The 18,396-nt window shown below is 52.8% G+C and carries 11 protein-coding genes; 5 read left to right on the forward strand and 6 right to left on the reverse strand.

Annotated features, from left to right (window positions below):
* Positions 1-170 precede the first annotated feature (170 nt).
* Positions 171-3,074: a family 78 glycoside hydrolase catalytic domain gene (locus ACPV3A_RS07895; protein ID WP_426198745.1), complete on the forward strand. Its 2,904-nt coding sequence runs from the start codon at positions 171-173 to the stop codon at positions 3,072-3,074.
* Positions 3,075-3,200: 126 nt separating this feature from the next.
* Here ACPV3A_RS07895 and ACPV3A_RS07900 read toward each other — a convergent pair whose 3' ends face one another.
* A complete protein-coding gene (locus ACPV3A_RS07900; RefSeq protein ID WP_426198747.1) occupies positions 3,201-3,938 on the reverse strand; it encodes a FadR/GntR family transcriptional regulator in 738 nt (245 codons plus the stop codon).
* 108 nt (positions 3,939-4,046) lie between these two features.
* Here ACPV3A_RS07900 and ACPV3A_RS07905 point away from each other — a divergent pair, with 108 nt between their 5' ends.
* Both ACPV3A_RS07905 and ACPV3A_RS07910 read left to right on the forward strand, forming a co-directional pair.
* Positions 4,047-5,462: an FAD-binding oxidoreductase gene (locus ACPV3A_RS07905; RefSeq protein WP_339222126.1), complete on the forward strand. Its 1,416-nt coding sequence runs from the start codon at positions 4,047-4,049 to the stop codon at positions 5,460-5,462.
* Positions 5,455-6,825 carry a (Fe-S)-binding protein gene (locus tag ACPV3A_RS07910; RefSeq protein ID WP_426198749.1) on the forward strand — a complete coding sequence of 457 codons (1,371 nt, stop codon included), beginning with the start codon at positions 5,455-5,457 and terminating at the stop codon, positions 6,823-6,825. The genes ACPV3A_RS07905 and ACPV3A_RS07910 overlap by 8 nt, the downstream gene beginning before the upstream one ends.
* 166 nt (positions 6,826-6,991) lie before the next feature.
* Here the strand turns inward: ACPV3A_RS07910 and ACPV3A_RS07915 are convergent, their stop codons facing one another.
* The 3 genes from ACPV3A_RS07915 to ACPV3A_RS07925 form a co-directional block, all read right to left on the reverse strand.
* Positions 6,992-7,684 (reverse strand): AraC family transcriptional regulator, encoded by a 693-nt coding sequence (locus tag ACPV3A_RS07915; protein ID WP_426198751.1) that lies wholly within the window; start codon positions 7,682-7,684, stop codon positions 6,992-6,994.
* Between the two features lie 124 nt (positions 7,685-7,808).
* A complete protein-coding gene (locus ACPV3A_RS07920; RefSeq protein WP_426198753.1) occupies positions 7,809-10,283 on the reverse strand; it encodes a hypothetical protein in 2,475 nt (824 codons plus the stop codon).
* A 3-nt stretch (positions 10,284-10,286) separates the two neighbouring features.
* Positions 10,287-11,741 (reverse strand): L-arabinose isomerase family protein, encoded by a 1,455-nt coding sequence (locus ACPV3A_RS07925; RefSeq protein WP_426198755.1) that lies wholly within the window; start codon positions 11,739-11,741, stop codon positions 10,287-10,289.
* A gap of 149 nt (positions 11,742-11,890) precedes the next feature.
* On the opposite strand from ACPV3A_RS07925, the gene ACPV3A_RS07930 reads away from it, so the two are divergent.
* Positions 11,891-12,685, forward strand: a complete 795-nt coding sequence (locus ACPV3A_RS07930; protein WP_426198757.1) for a helix-turn-helix domain-containing protein — start codon at positions 11,891-11,893, stop codon at positions 12,683-12,685.
* 489 nt (positions 12,686-13,174) lie between these two features.
* Positions 13,175-14,113, forward strand: coding sequence for an SGNH/GDSL hydrolase family protein (locus ACPV3A_RS07935; RefSeq protein WP_426198759.1), 939 nt, complete (start codon positions 13,175-13,177; stop codon positions 14,111-14,113).
* A gap of 142 nt (positions 14,114-14,255) precedes the next feature.
* Here the strand turns inward: ACPV3A_RS07935 and msrA are convergent, their stop codons facing one another.
* Positions 14,256-15,260, reverse strand: coding sequence for a peptide-methionine (S)-S-oxide reductase MsrA (gene msrA / locus ACPV3A_RS07940; protein WP_339295733.1), 1,005 nt, complete (start codon positions 15,258-15,260; stop codon positions 14,256-14,258).
* Between the two features lie 471 nt (positions 15,261-15,731).
* Positions 15,732-18,350: a glycoside hydrolase family 95 protein gene (locus tag ACPV3A_RS07945; RefSeq protein ID WP_426198761.1), complete on the reverse strand. Its 2,619-nt coding sequence runs from the start codon at positions 18,348-18,350 to the stop codon at positions 15,732-15,734.
* Between the last annotated feature and the right edge of the window lie 46 nt (positions 18,351-18,396).

Consider the following 18,396-nt stretch of genomic DNA (forward strand, 5'->3'; position numbering starts at 1 on the left):
TATGTGTATACCTATGTTTAGGCTACGTTTCACTATACAACCTTCCAATTTCGGTATACAATGGGTTTGCCGATCGGCGACTCCCCTTCTATTTAGTCCAATTCCCTTCCTTCTTTTTAATTCATTCACTATATAAAAATACGGCCATTATTATTTCTGGGAGGTTTCTAATGAATCAACCTTCAGTATCAAATTGGCGAGCGTCCTGGATCTGGGGTGCCGGCTGTGAGAGTCCCCGTAATGAGTGGCGCTGCTTTCGACATTCCTTTGTCCCGGAAGGTACATTGGATCAAGCGCTGCTAAAGCTTACCGCTGATTCGCGTTATGTCTTGTATGTTAACGGGGAGCAGGTTGGACGTGGCCCCGTACGGTCTTGGCCCTTTGAACTCGCCTATGATGAATATGAGATCGGTCACTTGCTGCGGGCGGGTCAGGAAAATGTCATTGCTGTACTTGTCATCCATTACGGAATTTCCACCTTTCAGTATCTTCGAGGAAGGGCGGGATTGCTGGTACAGCTGGATAGACAGCGACTGACATCACCGTCCGAATCGATTACCATTTCGGATGAGTCTTGGAAAACCGCTGTTCATTCGGGTTACGATTCATCTTCATCACGAATATCTTGTCAGCTGGGCTTTACTGAGATCTTGGACGCAAGAGGATGGGAAGAGGATTGGATCCAGACTGGATATGATGATAGTGGATGGGAGTCGGCAACCGCAATTGGCCCCGCAGGTATGGCTCCCTGGACGAGTCTGGTGGAACGCGATATCCCATACTTAACTGAGGAACCTCTCTATCCCTCCCACGTGGAGAGTCTCCGTGCAGTACGACCGGCGGCTTGGAGCGCTGTACTTGATCTGCGGAGTATTTTATTCCCTGAGAGCTCGGATCATGCGAATGTTATCGAGTTTTGCGGTCTCATCGCTACCCTGATCCGAATGGAACAGGCAGCCCCATTGACCGTTGGCATGGTAGACAGCGGTAGAACGCATGCCCGTCTAAGCGTAGATGGACATTGGTTGTCCGAAGACCGCTATGTCGGTGAAGTTCCGGAACGTTATACCACTTTTGAGCTGGAATCGGGCGAGCATCTCTTGCTTATAGATGTAACAGGCAGCTGTCATGGTCACGGCTTCCATATCGGCTTTGACAGCAGTGCCTCCTTTACTGTGCACGCACCCGCATTGGGGCCTGAGTATGTATCATCCGCCCCCTTTGTCTCCATCGGGCCCTTTGATGTTATTGAGGACATTGATCATCAACCGCGCCGTCTCCTGGAAAGAACTCACCCTGACTATGCAAAGATTTGCAGCGTGGCTTCATTGGCGGATTTGAAAACGTTCACAAGCTGGATTCACCCGATTAAGAATCAGCTTGTAAATCTCAATGATGTGTTTACCTCTTGCGTCTGGAAGGTCAACGAGCAGGTTTATCCGGTTCCGTCGGCCATGCAGCAGGCAGTGCTGGCTACTCCGCACTCAGCGTCTATCCCTGTATACGCCGGTTTGGACACGGAGATCGTCATCGATTTCGGCCGGGAACTGTCAGGTTATATCGCCATTGAGCTGGATGCCTCCTCAGGCACTATCGTGGATGGTTACGGATTTGAGTACATGAGCGACGGCTGGCGTCAACATACCTACCTTGTGGATAATACATTCCGCTATGTTTGCAAGGACGGCCGTCAATCTTATGTTTCCGTAGTCCGGCGAGGGCTGCGCTACCTGGCTCTTACTTTGCGTGGAGCGTCCCGTCCTGTAAAGCTGCACGAAATAAAATTGATACAAAGCAACTATCCGGTTGCGAATGTAGGCAGCTTCCGCAGCAGCGACCCGCTGCTGAACGATATTTGGGCTATTAGTCGGGACACGACCCGGCTGTGCATGGAGGACACTTTTGTCGATTGCCCCGCCTTCGAGCAAGTATACTGGGTAGGCGATGCACGTAACGAGGCTTTAGTTAGCTACTACACCTTCGGGACCAAAGAGATCGTCAGTCGCTGCCTGAAATTGGTGCCCGGTTCCTCCTGCCAGACGCCTCTATATGTGGATCAAGTGCCGAGCGGTTGGAACAGTGTGATTCCGAACTGGACTTTTTTCTGGGTAACGGCTTGTCTCGAATACTACCATTATCACGGGGAAGAACCATTCATCGTGGACATCTGGCCGCATGTCAACCGAACGCTGGAGCAATATCTCAAGCTTCAGAATGACAAGGGACTACTGGAACGCTCGGGCTGGAACCTGCTGGATTGGGCACCGATGGAGCAGCCAAGAGAAGGTGTGGTGACCCCGCAAAATATGTTTATGGTCAAAGCACTGCGCGATGCTGCCGAGATCGGGGATACCGCCGGTGAATCGGCTGTCGCGGATCAGTTGAGGAAAGCTGCCGACAAGCTGCGCGATGCCATTGATCTGCATCTGTGGGATGAGGAACGGGCAGCCTATGTGGACTGTATTCATGCGGACGGGAGATATTCCGCCACGACCAGCATGCAAACACAGATCGTTGCGTATCTATGCGATATTGCGAATGGAGATCGCAAATCTACACTCGAGCGGTATATTACAGATCCTCCGGAACGGTTTGTGCAGGCAGGCAGCCCCTTTATGTTGTTCTTTTACTATGAAGCTTTAACGAAGCTCGGTCGCCCGGATCTACTGGTTGCAGATATGCGTAAAAACTATGGCTATATGATCGAACATGGCGCCACGTCCTGCTGGGAGATGTTCCCATGGAGTGGTTACCATAATAACCCAAGGGTGCTAACCCGTAGCCATTGTCATGCCTGGTCAGCCGCACCTGCTTATTTCCTCGGCCATCAGGTGTTGGGTGTGCAGGGACTTACTCCGGGTTGGGATAAGGTCCGTGTAGCACCTCAGCCCAGTGGATTGGCCTGGGCGCGAGGCACGGTTCCGCTTCCCGACAATGGGCGAATTGATGTCTCGTGGCGATTCGAAGACGAGGGTCTGCTTCACATGCGCCTGGAAGTTCCGGCACATGTAGAGGTGTTGACAGAGGCGCCCGCCGGCTATGACATGAAGGTCGAAATGATTAGGCTCCCATAATCGACACGAAGCAACCGTGATGATCCCCTTTAAGTAGACAACGTGCAGTAAGCGCATTAAAGTCTACTTGGAGGGGTTTTTCTTGGGGTGAAATACGGGGCATTCTCCGAACTCCCATCGCGATTGTCAATCTGATATGTTGTCGCCACCAGCCTCCAATGCTCCCCGAAGCACCTGTTCTACCTTGATCAGGTGGGCTTCGATCCGTGCGGCTGCCTGCTCTTGGTCCTGCCGCTCAATCGCGTCAAATATGGTCTGGTGCTCGATCAACAGCCGGGAAGCGGTTGATTGCTCTTTATAAAACCATAGTTCTCTGGTCTTCCGGATGGTTTCCGTTAAACGGTCGGATAACGACTCCATCAGCTGAATCAGCAACGTGTTGCCCGACGCAGCCGCTATGGCCATATGAAAAGCAATGTCAGCCCGTTCGCCTTCACGGGTATCCTTGGCGCTAAGCCCATGCCCCATCTGCAAAAGGGCGGCACGCATTCGCTCCAGATCCTGGTCCGTACGCCGTTTTGCAGCCAAGGAGGCGGCGCCGGTCTCCAGCACCTTGCGGACCTCCAGCAGCTCCACCAGGGATTCGGCGCCTTGAAACAGCACATCGGCGCCGCTTTTGGGCTCGCTGGGAAGGACCGGCTTCACATACGTTCCACCTCCTTGGCGCACATCGAGCCATCCCATAGCCTTGAGCGCGCTGACCGCCTCACGGATCGTGGACCGCCCGACGCCGTAAGCGGCGGCCAATTCAACGACGGAAGGCAATTTTTGGCCCGGGAGGAGATGCCCTTCCCGAATTTGCTGAAGGAGATGCTCTCCTACGATTTCGTGCCCCTTCTGGTTTTCCACTCTGATCGTTCGCACGGCAATTTCGCCCCCTTTTAAATTTTTAACTATTCATTACTATAATCATGTCATATAATAAAACAAAAGTCATCAGATGACCTGATCAATAGAGGAGGGAATTTCGATATGTTAGATCCGGCTCTCACCGCACAGCTTCGTGCCATCGTTGGTGATGCCCACTTTCGGGACGATAAAGAAGCATTGATTACCCACTCCTATGACGGGACCCCGATGCTGCAGGCGCTGCCGGACGGGGTAGTCTATCCTGAAAGCACGGAACAAGTTTCCGCCATAATGAAGGCGTTGTCATTCTATAAAATACCTCTCGTTTCCAGAGGCTCCGGCTCCAATCTATGCGGCGGAACGGTTCCGGTCCAAGGTGGGGTGGTTATGGTGATGCATAGGATGAATCGCTTGCTTGAGCTGGATTTAGAAAATCTAACGGCTACGGTTCAGCCCGGCATGATTACCGCGGATTTTATCCATCATATCGAGTCCTTAGGCCTGTTCTATCCTCCCGATCCGAGCAGCATGCGAATCTCGACGATCGGTGGAAATATCGCCGAATGCTCCGGCGGGCTTCGTGGTTTGAAATACGGCACGACGAAGGACTACGTGATCGGTTTGGAAGCCGTCCTCGCCAGCGGCGAAATCATCCGTACCGGCGGAAAGCTGATGAAGGATGTGGCGGGATATGATTTGACCAAGCTGCTGGTCGGTTCTGAGGGTACGCTTGCGATCATAACGGAGGCAACCTTGAAGCTGATCCCTCCACCGAAGAGCAAAATGACGATGCTCGCCATGTTCCGCGATCTGTACGGGGCGGCACGCACCGTATCCGCCATTATCGAATCCAAAATCATTCCGGCGACGCTGGAATTCATGGATAACCCGACCATACGTGTCGTTGATGATTTTGCCAAGCTGGGCCTTCCTTTGGATATGGAAGCCATTCTGCTGATTGAGCAGGACGGTGATCCTGAAACCGTGACCAGAGATATTGAACAGATTCGTCAGATATGTACACGCGAGCAGGCGGACACAATTCAGGTGGCTGCCACCCGGGAGGAAGCAGAGCGGCTGCTGACGGCGAGAAGAAGCGCCTTTACGGCGCTGGCACGTCTTCGCCCAACCACCATTCTGGAGGATGCGACCGTTCCCCGGTCCAAGATCGCCGACATGGTACGCCGGATCAATGAAATTTCAATCAAATACAACGTCACGATTGCTACCTTCGGCCATGCCGGCGACGGCAATCTCCATCCTACGGCGACGACCGATGCCAGAGATACCGAGGAAATACACAGGGTAGAGCAGGCCTTCGAGGAAATTTTCGCCGCCGCCCTTGAGCTTGGCGGAACGATTACCGGCGAGCACGGGGTAGGCATGGTGAAGGCTCCGTTCCTTGAATGGAAGATCGGCGCCTCCGGCATGGAGCTCATGAAGGGGATCAAGAAGGTGTTCGATCCCGACAATTTGTTAAATCCGGGCAAGGTTTTTGCCAAAGAAACAAGGAGAAGGGTGGTTATAGGCCGTGGATAAACAAACCAACATAAGCAAGAAACCCCAGATTAACCACGCGAATCCCTTGGCTCGGACCTTGCTGGAGAAACTTGATTACGATCAATTAACCAACTGCATGCGCTGCGGGTTTTGCCTCCCGGCCTGCCCCACGTTCAGGGAAACCGGGGTCGAGCCGGAATCTCCCCGGGGGCGCATCGCATTGATGAAAGCCGTTGCTGACGGACTAATGGAACCCGATGACATGTTTCGCGATCAGATGAACCATTGCCTGGGATGCCGAGCCTGCGAGCCGGTATGTCCGGCCGACGTCAAATACGGCCAACTGATCGAACAGGCCAGGGACGCAATCGAGGATCACTCTGTGCATTCGCCACCCGTTAGGGGGATCCGCAAGCTCTTTTTCAAGGGGGTATTCCCTCACCGCAACCGATTGAAATCGTTGGGCAGAACGCTAAACTTTTACCAAACATCCGGTTTGCGACGCGTGGCAAGAGGAACCGGAATTATGCGGCTCTTTCCCAAGCCTCTGCGCGATATGGAGCGGATTCTGCCGGATGCCACCGCACAGGGAGTCATCGAGCAGCTCGGAACCGTCCATCCAGCCAAAGGTGCTCCAATTGCGCGCGTGGCTTTGTTCAGGGGCTGCATTATGGACGTGATGTTTGCCGGCACCAATGTCAACACGGTCAAACTGCTCTCGGAAGCCGGGTTTGAAGTTGTGATTCCCCCGGAACAAACTTGCTGCGGGGCTTTGCATGCCCACAGCGGGGAACTTGAGCTCGCAAGAAATCTGGCAAGGATCAACGTCAAGGTGTTCAAGGAATTGAACGTGGACTATATCGTATCCAATGCTGGTGGCTGCGGGGCCCTGCTCGTGGAGTATGACCATCTGCTCCACGGGGATGAGGATTGGAATGAACAAGCCGCCTGGTTCGCGAGCAGGGTCGTGGATATCAGCAGGCTGCTCGTGGAGCATGGGCGGATCCCTGCATTTTCCGAATCTGCAGCGACAACAGCCGAACCGGTGATCGTCACGTATCAGGATTCGTGCCATTTGCGCAATGTCATGCGCAGCGGATCGGCGCCTAGGCAGCTCATAAACCAAGTAGCTAATGTCACCTTTCAGGAAATGAAGGAAGCGGACCGCTGCTGCGGCTCCGCAGGCATTTACAATGTGACGCAGCCCGAGATGGCGGGCCAGATCCTGGAGCACAAGATGGATAACGTCAATGTGACCGGTGCCAGGTATATTCTAACCAGCAATCCCGGTTGTCTTCTGCAGATGAAGCTTGGGGTGGAACAGCATGGCCGCGGCGAACCGATAGAAGTAAAGCATGTGGTTGATTTTCTGTATGAACGATTGTCCAAACAAGATGCTTGATTCTTATGTACGACAGTCTCTTGGAAGAACGCTCTTCTGACAGCATATAACGGCAAGCCTCACCAGCTAAAAGAACCGACACCCGGATTTTGCGGTGTCGGTTTATTCATGACCTATTATTTTGCAGCCCCCTCGAAGCGTGCCCCACCCCCAGTGAAGCTCATTCTCACCACGATTTACTGCTGTCACGATACTCCTGCGGGGTGAAACCGGTTCTTTTCCTAAATAGTCTTGTAAAATAAGGGGCAGATTCCAGACCTATTTCTGAGGCGATCTCATGAATCTTCCGGTCTGTCGTCTTCAGAAGCAGCTTAGCCTTGTTAATCCGGGTTTTGTTGATATAACTCAGCAGCCCCTGTCCGGTCATCTGCTTATATAGCCTGGAGAAGTAAGGCGGACTCAAATAAACAAGCTCAGCCAGCTTGGTAAGGGACAGCTCTTCATGCAAAAACTGATGAATGTAATCATGAACCTTAGCAATCATCTCATGGGTTCTCTCAATCTGCTGCTGCCCATTGTAATCGGCCAGTACGGCCCCCAGCTCGCAAAAATAATCGATCATTTCATTCCATCCGGCATGTTCATCGGGACTTAGCATTTTCTCGGCCTGAATCGTAGAGGAATCAAGCTCTTCCAACAATCTTCGCCTATTTATGTATGACAGGAAGAACGCGGACAGACGGGAAAACAACTCAAGCTCGCACCACCTGCCTTCCTCTTCAGAGAAGAGAGGAACCTCTACAGTGAACAGCTCACGAAAGAATGCTACAAATTCTCCCTTCTCTCCGTTATCCAAATAATTCTCGAGCAAATCGAATTTGTTAAGCCTCGATCGAAGCTGTTCCATTTCTATAAACAAACGGCTTGATCGTCTCCTCTCTTCCCTTTTCGGTTCGGTATTGAGCAATTTCATCACCAATGCCCATTCGAAATGTCCGCTTCAGCTTGTATCCGGTATATCATGATCGTGACACGCTCCTCTCCTACCAGGAAATGTTGATCGTACCGCTGATCTCTTCCAGCAAAACCTTGTTCCCCTGCCGGGTCCAGGGGACTTCCTCATGCGCGGCATAGCTGCACCTTATATCCAAACGTTCTCCTTCAATCGCCCATAAAGGCGGGTATACGGTCACAGCGGCCTCCTTGAGGCCGCCGACGGTAATCGTCCGGACCGGATTCACCTTTCTGGTGGACACTGGGCTGTTCTCGCGGCACCATATTTGTCCAGGCTCCTTCTGGTCGACAAATACCCGACATTCGTCATGGAAGGTCCGGTCCAGTGCATAAGCAGCTTCCGCAACGCCTCCCATGGTCGCTTGGCCGATGATGACCGGAATGCCCTCAGGCATCCGGAGGCGGAAGGTCACCGAGGAATCCTTCTTGCAACCGGTGTATATAAAGGCATTATCATGCCGCTTTACGAACATGAGCGCAGGAGTGGATGATTCCTCGTACTTATCCTGCACAATCGTGTATCCGAAGTGCTGAAGCATGTATCGCAGGACAACGGAACCGTCAAGCAGCGAAGCATCCTGTCTTACGGGCAGATGGGTAATACCCGAATCTTCAAACGGCAGGGAACCTCTCACCCAGCCGACACGGCCGCCACCCCAGGTCGGATGCTGTCTGCTTATCGCATACACCCGCACCTCGCCATCTTGATGAAGATTCACCGCCGAGGTCGTGAATGCATCGTTCGCATTGTTGAGTTGTTCCCGGAATCCCCCATCGCCAATACGAGCCTGATGGCGAAGCCTCCGGGACCGGAACAACGGTTGGGAAACGGACAGTCCATCTTCCAGAAAATCAAAGCCGCCCACTTCAAAATCGCCTTCCAGGGCCTCGCCTAACTTTAAATTTAGGAGGTCCAGCAACGTGGAGTCGTTAACAGCACCGTAAAGCAGTAGCCGGCCGCCCGAGCGGACATAATTCGTAAAGTAATCAGCATTCGCGCCGGTCAGCCAAGAAGCCGACACGAGAAGGATCGTATCCTTCAGCTTCCCAGCCGCGTCTTGGTTCATCCTAAACAAGCTGTCTGTTCCGATCACCGTATTCAGCGGCAATCCCTGATTGATGGCGTTGCGGATGAACCAGTCATGAAAGAAGATGCTCCCGGAATGACTGCTCGATGCCGCTATCCTATCATGCAGCTCACGGAATGGATAAACCCAGGTCAAGAGGCCCGGCTGGTCCGGCGCCTGCGTTATTGCTCTTCGCAGATGCGGGATGATTTCCTGCGCATCCTCTTCGTTCAGCTCGCCCTTCTCGGTATCAATCGTCAGAATCTCCACAATCCCGGGTCCCTCAAGCTCCCCCGCATGGTTCACCCTGGCTGCGGCCAGCGGACAGTAGATGTCGTGTGGTTCGCGGTCATATAAATCCCGCCACGGATTTTGCCAGAACCATGGATCATTCGGATAGAAACGGAAAGGATAGGTAACGCCGGGGATTTCGGCGATTCTGGACAGGTACCCCGTCATTTCCAGTCCAAAGTCATAATTGAGGGCTCCCCACGGAGAATTGGGCGGAGGGAGCTCAATGTATCCTTTTTCATACAAGGAAAGCATCGGGATGTAATCTTTTGCCAGATCCATGCCCGTCCCGAAGTTCGTGCCCCGGATTTCGGTACGATAATTCGGGCACTCGCGTTTGAAATCGTCCCAGAAGGACATCACCTTAGTGGACAGCTCGTTGTAATCGGTCAAAGGCATTTGCGAGCCGTTATAATTGGCACCCAAATACGTCCAGGGAAAATAGGAAACCGCAAAACCGTTGGAAAACCAAATATAATCAAAACCCATGGCAGGCAGAAAGCTCGCGCATTGACGCCCGAGAAATTCGCCGAAAGGAGTACCTTCGGGAATCCCGTTCAGATAAGCCGCATACCCGGCACCGTCTGCGTGAAGTTTGGACCAAGTACAAACGACCGTATAATCGGCTTTGAGCGATATATACTGTCCTCCAAGCTCTGCCCGATTAATCTCCGGATGATCCCGATATTTAAAATCGGAATAAGCAAATTCTGGACCAGCATCAAACGTAGCCCCCACCTCCATGCTCACCCCAAATTGCTCGGCAGCCACCCGTTTGAAGCTGCTCACAATCCTTCCGAGATCGCCGTAAGTCATACGGACAGGGTTATCCCTGTAGAGGCGAGCGATTCTTGGGTCGTCCTCTCCCTGAATGTGGCTAAAACAGTGCTCATTGGCGAAACCGATATACTTGGCCCATTCGAATTCCGTCTCCTCGTTCCCGTCCCAGGTTAAAATTTCGCTGCCGTCGGCTACCCACAACAGCATCGAAGCCTTGTCGGCCATGCCGATCAGCGGGAGCCATTGACGGATGGCCTCGGCGCATATCACGTCAATCGCCGTCTGTTCCAAGTTCGTAAACGGCTTGAGACTCATTTCGAGCGTGACCCGGTTCAGCCTTCGTTGACGTTCTCTGGATTGACTCATCCTTTATATGCCCCCCTGTACCACTTCAAGCTCAATGCCCAGCACATTGGCCACATTCCTAATCTTGGCATTCAGGTGGCCGACCCCGAGGGCAAAATGGTGGGTCGGTCCTGCCGCACACCAATTCTCCACGAACTCGGCAACACGGCATCCGAAGCTGCAGCGCGTGTTGGTATTGCCGGTTTGGGGAATCTCCCCCTGTACGGATTCGCCCTGGGCCGCAATCATTTTGAATCGCCCGTCCTCCGTCTGTGAAATGCCCAGCAGTGTCACGGGGCCGGTCTTTATGCTGAACTCCACCCCGATGCCCGATCCGCTCTTGCCGTGGAACACATCCAATCCGCGGATAACCGGCTTTCCGTCGCTGATCCGAATATTGTGCGGTCCATCGTGTCCGACCAGCACGATATCGTCCTCGAAGTCGCACGGATGCAGCTCGGCAAAGGACCCGCCGCCGCCGAGTCGGTCCATGATCAGCATGGCCGCGCACGTTTTCAAGTCCGCCTCCCCTGCCAGAGGAATGCCCTTGGCGGTAAGCAGCGAATTGCCGAGCACCATATTCGAGCCGATCCGCTCATATTCGTTGTTGTCCAATCCGCGATAATAATAGGCCAATCCGGTCAGCCCGTATTCGGCTACCAGCTTATCGAGCCCGACCGCTACCTTGGCGGACCAATCGAGATCCTCTTGACGGATCGGCCTCGTAATCGGATCGATAAACGGATCGGCCATGGTAAACACGCTGTGGATTTCATCCAGCTTGTCGGCCATTTCGGTCGAAGTTACCCCATTGACCAATTTGGCGAGATCGCACATCTCCAGCATTTGAATATGCGAACCGAAAGCGGCCGTAAAAGCGGTAGGGTCAGAGTTCATGTCATACATGCCCTCGTACGTGTGGCCCAGATACCCGATCCGGGCATATTTGAAGGCTCTGCGGGCATTCGCAACCTGGCACCACGCCGCAAGTTCCCGCGCTGCTCTTTCATCATTGTCGAGCGTGCCGACAATCATGCCGGCAGCCGGCTTACCGGCCCGCACAAGAACGCCGCTGATTTCGGGAAGGGAGCATATATTGTCGTTGGCCAGCTGCATATAAGTCGTTGTATGGCGATAGTCCAGCTTTTTTAACGGCTGCAAAGCTACCAATACGGTAGGCACCGAAAGGTTAAGAATCGCAGTTACGGCCGACGATGAGGTCACATAAGTGCTTAAATTGCAAAACAAAAAGTCCACGTCAGCAGCTTTTAAGCGAGCCGCCGCTGCAAAGGATTGATCCACATTATCCACAAAACCTGCCGATACCACCTCAACATCCAGATTCCGAAGCATATTCTCAAATTTGTTTCCGTTCCCTTGCAGCTCTTCCTTAAGTCCGGAGAATTGCCCCCAGTAAGGCTCATGCCCCACCGTTATTACGCCCACTCGGGCCTTGGCACGATGGATGAATCCACTCATATCGAACACCACCTGATTCATTTGATTTAGACTTGCCGATTTAAAACTTCAAGTCAGGCAAAGCATGTATAAAACAACCCGTTGGAAAAAATACGCGTTTCGCATATAATGACCCTTAATCACTTATCCCAGGAAAAGGAGCTGGTCCCATGATTGAACCCGTAGCCATTTATTTCGAGCACTGCGAGCCGGGGTGGCATGTTCCGCCCGCTCCGGCAGACCATTATATTTTGCTGCTCCTGACTTCCGGTGAAATCGTTTACAACGTAAGTGGAGCCAAGTTATCGTTGGAAAAAGGCGATATGCTGTTTATTCCCGAAGGCGCACACCGGTCGGCCGTCAACGACAGCGGACACCCACATGACATGTATGCCGCCCATTTCCGTTATAAAGGAAACGGCGAAGGCCTGCCCCTGCTGTCGGAACCGCAGAGCATCAAGGCCAAGTTGGTCAATGCGGACTATATGAGGCACCGCTTTTCCCTGCTTACCCAGCATTGGCTCCGCAAGTCACCCTATACACGGACCCTCTGCCACGGCATGATGCTGGAGATGCTGGCTATCCTTAACGAGGACGTCGGCAACCGCTCCATCCCGGCCAAGTCCTACGGCATTGTCATGCAGCTGCAGCAGTACATTCTGGAGCACTACCGGGAGACCATATCCGTTCAGGATCTTGCCGCCCATGTCGAATTGACACCCAATTACATAAGCGGCCTGTTCCGGCAAGCAACGGGGGTTACATTAACCGAATACATCCAGCAGATCCGCATCTCAGCCGCCTGCGACCTGCTGACAGGCTCCCAGATGAACGTCAGCGAGATTTCGGACTATCTCGGCTTTTGTGAGCCCTCCTATTTCAATAAAGTGTTCAAAAAAATCACCGGCATTCTGCCGTCTGTCTATGTCAAGGAGAAGCCGCGTATTTGGGTGAAAACAAAGTAAAACGGCATCTATGTCCCTTGGCCGCCATATCATTCGAGCCTTTAAAATTATCAACGCTAAATTTATGGAATAAATTCCAGGTCGTAACACCCAGCCAAAAAACGGCAATCCGTCCGCACGGATCAACAATTCGTCCGTTATCGCTTATTCGAAGCTTCTGCACCCCTCCCGTACAACCCATAACAACTCTCCTGTTGAAATGTCTGTGTGCTGAACCGGTTCATGCTTTAAGTTTAATGCGCATCTATCCTCCGAGCCATGAACGCAGCTATGATTTCTGGAAGGATTCTACGATCCGAAGCCCGGCGTTCAAAGTCGTTAATATCAGGCAACAAAGTCAAAAACGTCCCGTATCCCCTCCTTGCCTCCCTATCCTAAAATAAAGACTAAGCTATGTTCTCTTCTATCCACCTTATAAGGTCTCGAATTTTACGGGCAGTTGGACCGTATGGTCTTGCCCATCCATACTTGAACAAGGAGGATCTGCCAATGACTAAATTAAAGGTAGAGGATGGGGCACTTGCCTATACGGGCAATTGGACCGTCCAGCATACGGCCAACGCCAGTCTGCACAGCAGGCATGATTCGGATGGAACGCCTGCTGCCAACGCGTCGGCCTCCTGGAGCGGATACATCAGAGGGATAGACATATATGCCACGAAGGGGAACAGCTTCGGCCTAGCCGATGTATATGTCGACGACGTGTTCCACGGGAAAATCGACTTCTACAGCGCCACTGCACAGCACGGCGTGCTCGTCTATTCCATAACCGGTCTAACGGAGGGCTACCACACCATATCCATTCGGAAAAAGGGGATCAAAAACGCCGCATCCACAGCCTGTTATGTTGATATCGATTATCTTCTGCCCGATTTCGTTCATCCGAAAACGGAGCGTATAAGAAACATCGTCTGCATCGGAGACTCCATCACCTTCGGCGCCAATGTCGCCTCCCGGCCCGACTCGCTCTATGGACGAAGACTTCAGCAGATGCTCTCCATTCCGGTAAGCATTCACGGTCTGTCCGGGGCACCGATCCATACTATCACCCAAATCCTAGATGCGGTCGTCGCTCCGAGTAAGCCGGATCTGATCCTATGGCTTGCGGGGATGAATAATACAAATCCCCGCGCCGATTTGGAACGGGGATTTGATAAAATACGTGAACTGTTGCCGGATGCCAATATCATAGGTTCGACTATCCAATACAACACTTACTATACGAATGAACAAAATATGGTAAAGGTAAACGAGGTAAAAACAGCTTGCCTGAACAAAGGGATTTCATGCGCTAACCTATATGCGGCTACAACCGGCAATACGTACATCAATACACCTGAAGGAACGGTGCATCCGAATGGAGATGGACAAGGCCTGATCGCCAATCTGTTTTACAATGAAATCGTAAAGCTTCTTAGGAACGGCTAATTCATCCCTAGATGATCCCAGCGTCATCACGCCATAACCTTGCGACATCCTTCTGGAGAATCTATGTTCCTTCCCACTGCTCCAAAGGAAGTGAATGTACGCTCTTAAACGGACTGTGTTCTATGGAGTCACTGACGTAACCTTACATTCTTATCCTCGAAGCATTAATTTCTCGGCAGCTCTCTATCTGGAGATCGGGCTTTTCACCGTACCCTTCCCGAACCATCTCCCCCTCCGGCACAAAGCGCAGCGCCGCCGAGTTTATCTGGTAATGCAAGCCGCCAGGCGGAGGTCCGTCATGGTATAGGTGACCGAGGTAAGAGCCGGACAATCTGCCATAGAGCGCGGTGCGTACCTTGCCGCCGCGAAGATCTCCTTTTTTTCTGATATATCCCTCATGCAGGGGTTTCATAAAAGCCGGCAATCCCGTTCGGGCATCATATTGGTCGGTTGAGCTGAATAAAGGGTCTCCGTTCACCACATCCACGTAAATCCCCCGGCTTGTGTTATTCCAATACGGATTATCATAAGCGGGCTCATCCAAGCCTTCTTGCGTCACTGCATACTGGAGCGCGGTAAGACGCCTCTGCAGCTCTTCCTTGTCCTGTTTCCGATCCCAATGCCGCTCGACAAAAGAAGCTCTGCCGGAGCCCTCATAATACCGGTTATAGTCATAACGGTGGGTATTATAGTAATTCTGGTGAAGATCCTCCGCAGGATAAAAGGGCCCCGCAGGCAGAATCGGTGTCACAATCTTCCCCTTGAACCGGCCGCTAAGCTGCAGGCTGCGCTTGGAGGCTTCCGCCTGCTCGCGCTGCGCCCCGTCATGCACGAAAATCGCTGACCGGTACGACGCCCCACGGTCCATGAACTGGCCTTCCGCATCCGTTGGATCAATCAAGCGCCAGTAAATGTCCAGGAGCCTTGTATACGGGAACACATCGGGTTCAAACCGGATTTGCACAGCTTCGTAATGACCTGTCGTTTCCGTTCCCACTTCTTCATAGGTTGGATTCTCCGTATGGCCGCCCGTGTAACCCGAAACCAGGGATAGAATACCAGGAAGCTCGTCAAACGGCTTCACCATGCACCAGAAACAACCGCCAGCAAATGTCGCCAATTGCGTCTTTCCAATTGCATGATACAAGGCAGTCCCTCCTTTGATGTTTGTCTGTTTCATTATGATACTAGTGTAGTCTTGAGGACTCAATCGCAGCAAGTATCCTTACTCTTCACTAGTATTTTGTGCAATCGATCCGTTATTGAGGTCTAGAAAGGGGTATGATAAGATAAGAATAGCAATAAGGAGCAGCCGGCCTATGGCTACTCCTTTGTACAAACATCTTGAGCAGGATTTCTCCTCCAAGATCAAGTCAGGAATGAGAAAGTAACCCACTTAGGCGCCAACCTTAGGAGTGGGTTACTTTCGTCGTTTATCGATGTAAGTCAGCAATGCCAGCAGGAAAATCCCGAAGGTTATCACTTCACCGAACGAAACGTTCATCGCACCACCTCCTTTAAGAGGAGTGCGCCCACTCAAGGTGTGTATGTACAATCCAAATTATAACATTCTATTTGTTCCCTCACAGATAGATATCTCTATTCTTTTAAATTAAATTTATTCTTCAACCGCTTTATATGTCTCCCTCACAGACTTTCCCCAGCTACAGCTTGCACCCTGCTGCATCGAGAACGAGTAGCAATACGCTCCTCCGGATATCGTGGTACTTGTCAGCGTAATTTCCTCAAGCTGTATCTTCTCCATCAGGACCAGCGGTGAACGGGACCATATCCTGCATTCCCCCGCCTTGTCGGCGCCAATCTTCACCTCGGTCAGTTCGCCTTCCTCCCAGCGCATGTCGACAACAAAGCCGCCGCGGGCACGAAGCCCCTTCACCTCACCTCTGTTCCACTGGTGGGGCAGCGCAGGGAGCAGCCGTAACTCTCCCGTATGCGATTGCAGCAGCATTTCGGCGACACCCGCAATCCCGCCGAAATTACCGTCGATTTGAAAAGGCGGGTGGCAGTCCAGCAGATTCGGATAAGTCGAGGAAGCCAGCAAATGCACCAGATGCTCGTGCGCTTCCGCGCCGCGCTGCAGCCTGGCGTAATAATTGATAATCCAGGCCCGGCTCCAGCCCGTGTGACCACCGCCATGCGCAAGCCGCCGTTCCAAGGTCTTGTAAGCCGCATCGGCAAGCTCCTGGGACTTCTCAGGATCAATCTGCTCGCCCGGATACAGGGCGAACAGCTGCGAGATATGCCGATGTCCGGGATCAGCCTCCTCGTAATTATCCAGCCATTCCATGATCCCCCCATGCCTTCCAATCCGCGGTGCCGGAATTTCTTGCAGTGCGGTTTGAAGCTCTTCAAGGAAGGCAGCTTCATCACCAACGAGATGGCCTGCCTCTAGACAAGCCCGGAACAAGGCCGTCGCAATCTGCGCATCCATGGCGGGCCCCATGCACAAGCTGCCGATGGCTCCGTTCGGAAGCACAAATCGGTTCTCCGGCGATACGGAAGGCCCGGTTATCCGTCTTCCTTCCTCATCCACCGTCATGTAATCCAGCAGGAATACCGCCGCTTCCTTCATGACCGGATACGCTCGCTCCCGCAGGAAATCCGTTTCCCCGCCAAACCGGTAATGCTCCCATAGATGCAGGCACAGCCACGCGGCTCCCATCGGCCATACGGTACAGGTCATCAATATTCCTTCAGGCCGGGTCTCTCCCCATAGATTTGTGTTATGATGCGCTGCGAAACCCCGGCAGCCATACATCTCGCGAGCCGTGTCCCGGCCATTCGGGAGCATGCGGTGAATCAGGTCGAACAGCGGCTCGTGACACTCCGCCAGACCCAGCAGCTCTGCCGGCCAATAGTTCATCTGAATGTTCACATTGATCGTATACTTCGATTCCCAGGGCGGGGTGAAGCTGTCATTCCATATCCCTTGCAAATTTGCCGCGAGAGATCCGGGTCTTGAGCAGGAGATAAGCAAATAACGCCCGTATTGGACATACAACGCGATCAATTCGAGATCGCTATTCTCTGCAGAAGCCCCTTCTGCCTTGACTCTTTCCTTCAACAAATTCAACCGCTGATCGGTGGGCAGGAATGAACAATCATCCTCTGCACAATCCGAATTTCCAACTGGGTCTGACCCGGAAATACGGTCTGTCCCATTCGGAATGCCATTTTCCCTTTCAGTTAACCCTGCTCTATTCACACCCTTCTTGCTGGAACCGAGAAAAATCGAGAACCGTTCAAACTTCTCCCGATATTCCTCCAGATGGCGGCTTTCCAGCTGTTCGAACGACATGCCTGCTGCATGATCCAGCCGATCCAAACATACCTTGTCCGGCTGCTGACACCGAAAGGTTGTCTGGGCTGACAGCAGCAGCGTAACCGAATTCGCCCCTTCTACCGAGAGAAAATCACCGATGGCTCGGACCCTTCCTCCCTCAGCGACAGCCCGTAGTGCCGTGCAAAAGGAAATGCCGTCCGTACCGCATTCGCCTTTCATCAGCAAGGTATCATGCCCTAACGAATCCGTTCCACTGTCATAAGGGCGACGCATCAGGTTTGCCGCAAAGGTCAGCGCCCCCGGCCGATCGGCAGTTAGGCGAATCACCATCACGTCATCCGGCGCAGTGACAAAATACTGCCTGCGATAGCCTATGCCGCCCGAAGAATAGGATACGGTCACCATGGACCGCTCCAAATCCAGCTCTCGCTCGTAATGCTCCACCGCTTCCTCGGCATCCAGGAACTTGAGCAGCAGATCGCCCAGCGGCTGGTAAGGCTGCTCGTATTTCGGGGATGAAGTCATCGCCATCCGGGCCAAATGCTCAGCCTCGGCCTGACGTCCATCCCGCAGCATCTGCCTGATCTCGCTCAAATATTCGGTGGCGTCAGGGTTGGCTCCCCTTCCCGGACCACCATACCAGAGGGAATCCTCGTTAAGCTGCACCCGCTCAAGCGAGGTCTTGCCAAAAACCATGCCGCCCAAGCGTCCATTCCCCAAGGGCAATGCTTCGTTCCACTCGGCCGCCGGAGAAGCGTACCATAACCGCAAGCGCCGATTTGCGGATGTATCAGGCTGCCGCCATGCGGTTTCATGACCTGCCGCTTCAATCTTGCCGTGCTGTCTTGCACGATCTGGCTCGGCATGATGTCCCCCAAGAGAACGTTCCGTATCTCTTCCAATTGTCTCCCTCTCCACCTTCTCCACCTTCATACACGTCCCCTTCTTCGCGAAGAAGGGGATGATCAACGTTTCCCCT

Origin of the sequence: Paenibacillus sp. Dod16, from assembly GCF_049893405.1 — a bacterium.
GTDB lineage: Bacteria > Bacillota > Bacilli > Paenibacillales > Paenibacillaceae > Paenibacillus_AQ.

Coding starts and splice junctions, on each gene's coding strand:
- ACPV3A_RS07895 (WP_426198745.1), top strand. CDS start 171: ATGAATCAACCTTCAGTATCAAATTGGCGAGCGTCCTGGATCTGGGGT.
- ACPV3A_RS07905 (WP_339222126.1), top strand. CDS start 4,047: ATGTTAGATCCGGCTCTCACCGCACAGCTTCGTGCCATCGTTGGTGAT.
- ACPV3A_RS07920 (WP_426198753.1), bottom strand. CDS start 10,283: ATGAGTCAATCCAGAGAACGTCAACGAAGGCTGAACCGGGTCACGCTC.
- ACPV3A_RS07925 (WP_426198755.1), bottom strand. CDS start 11,741: ATGAGTGGATTCATCCATCGTGCCAAGGCCCGAGTGGGCGTAATAACG.
- ACPV3A_RS07930 (WP_426198757.1), top strand. CDS start 11,891: ATGATTGAACCCGTAGCCATTTATTTCGAGCACTGCGAGCCGGGGTGG.
- ACPV3A_RS07935 (WP_426198759.1), top strand. CDS start 13,175: ATGACTAAATTAAAGGTAGAGGATGGGGCACTTGCCTATACGGGCAAT.
- ACPV3A_RS07945 (WP_426198761.1), bottom strand. CDS start 18,350: ATGAAGGTGGAGAAGGTGGAGAGGGAGACAATTGGAAGAGATACGGAA.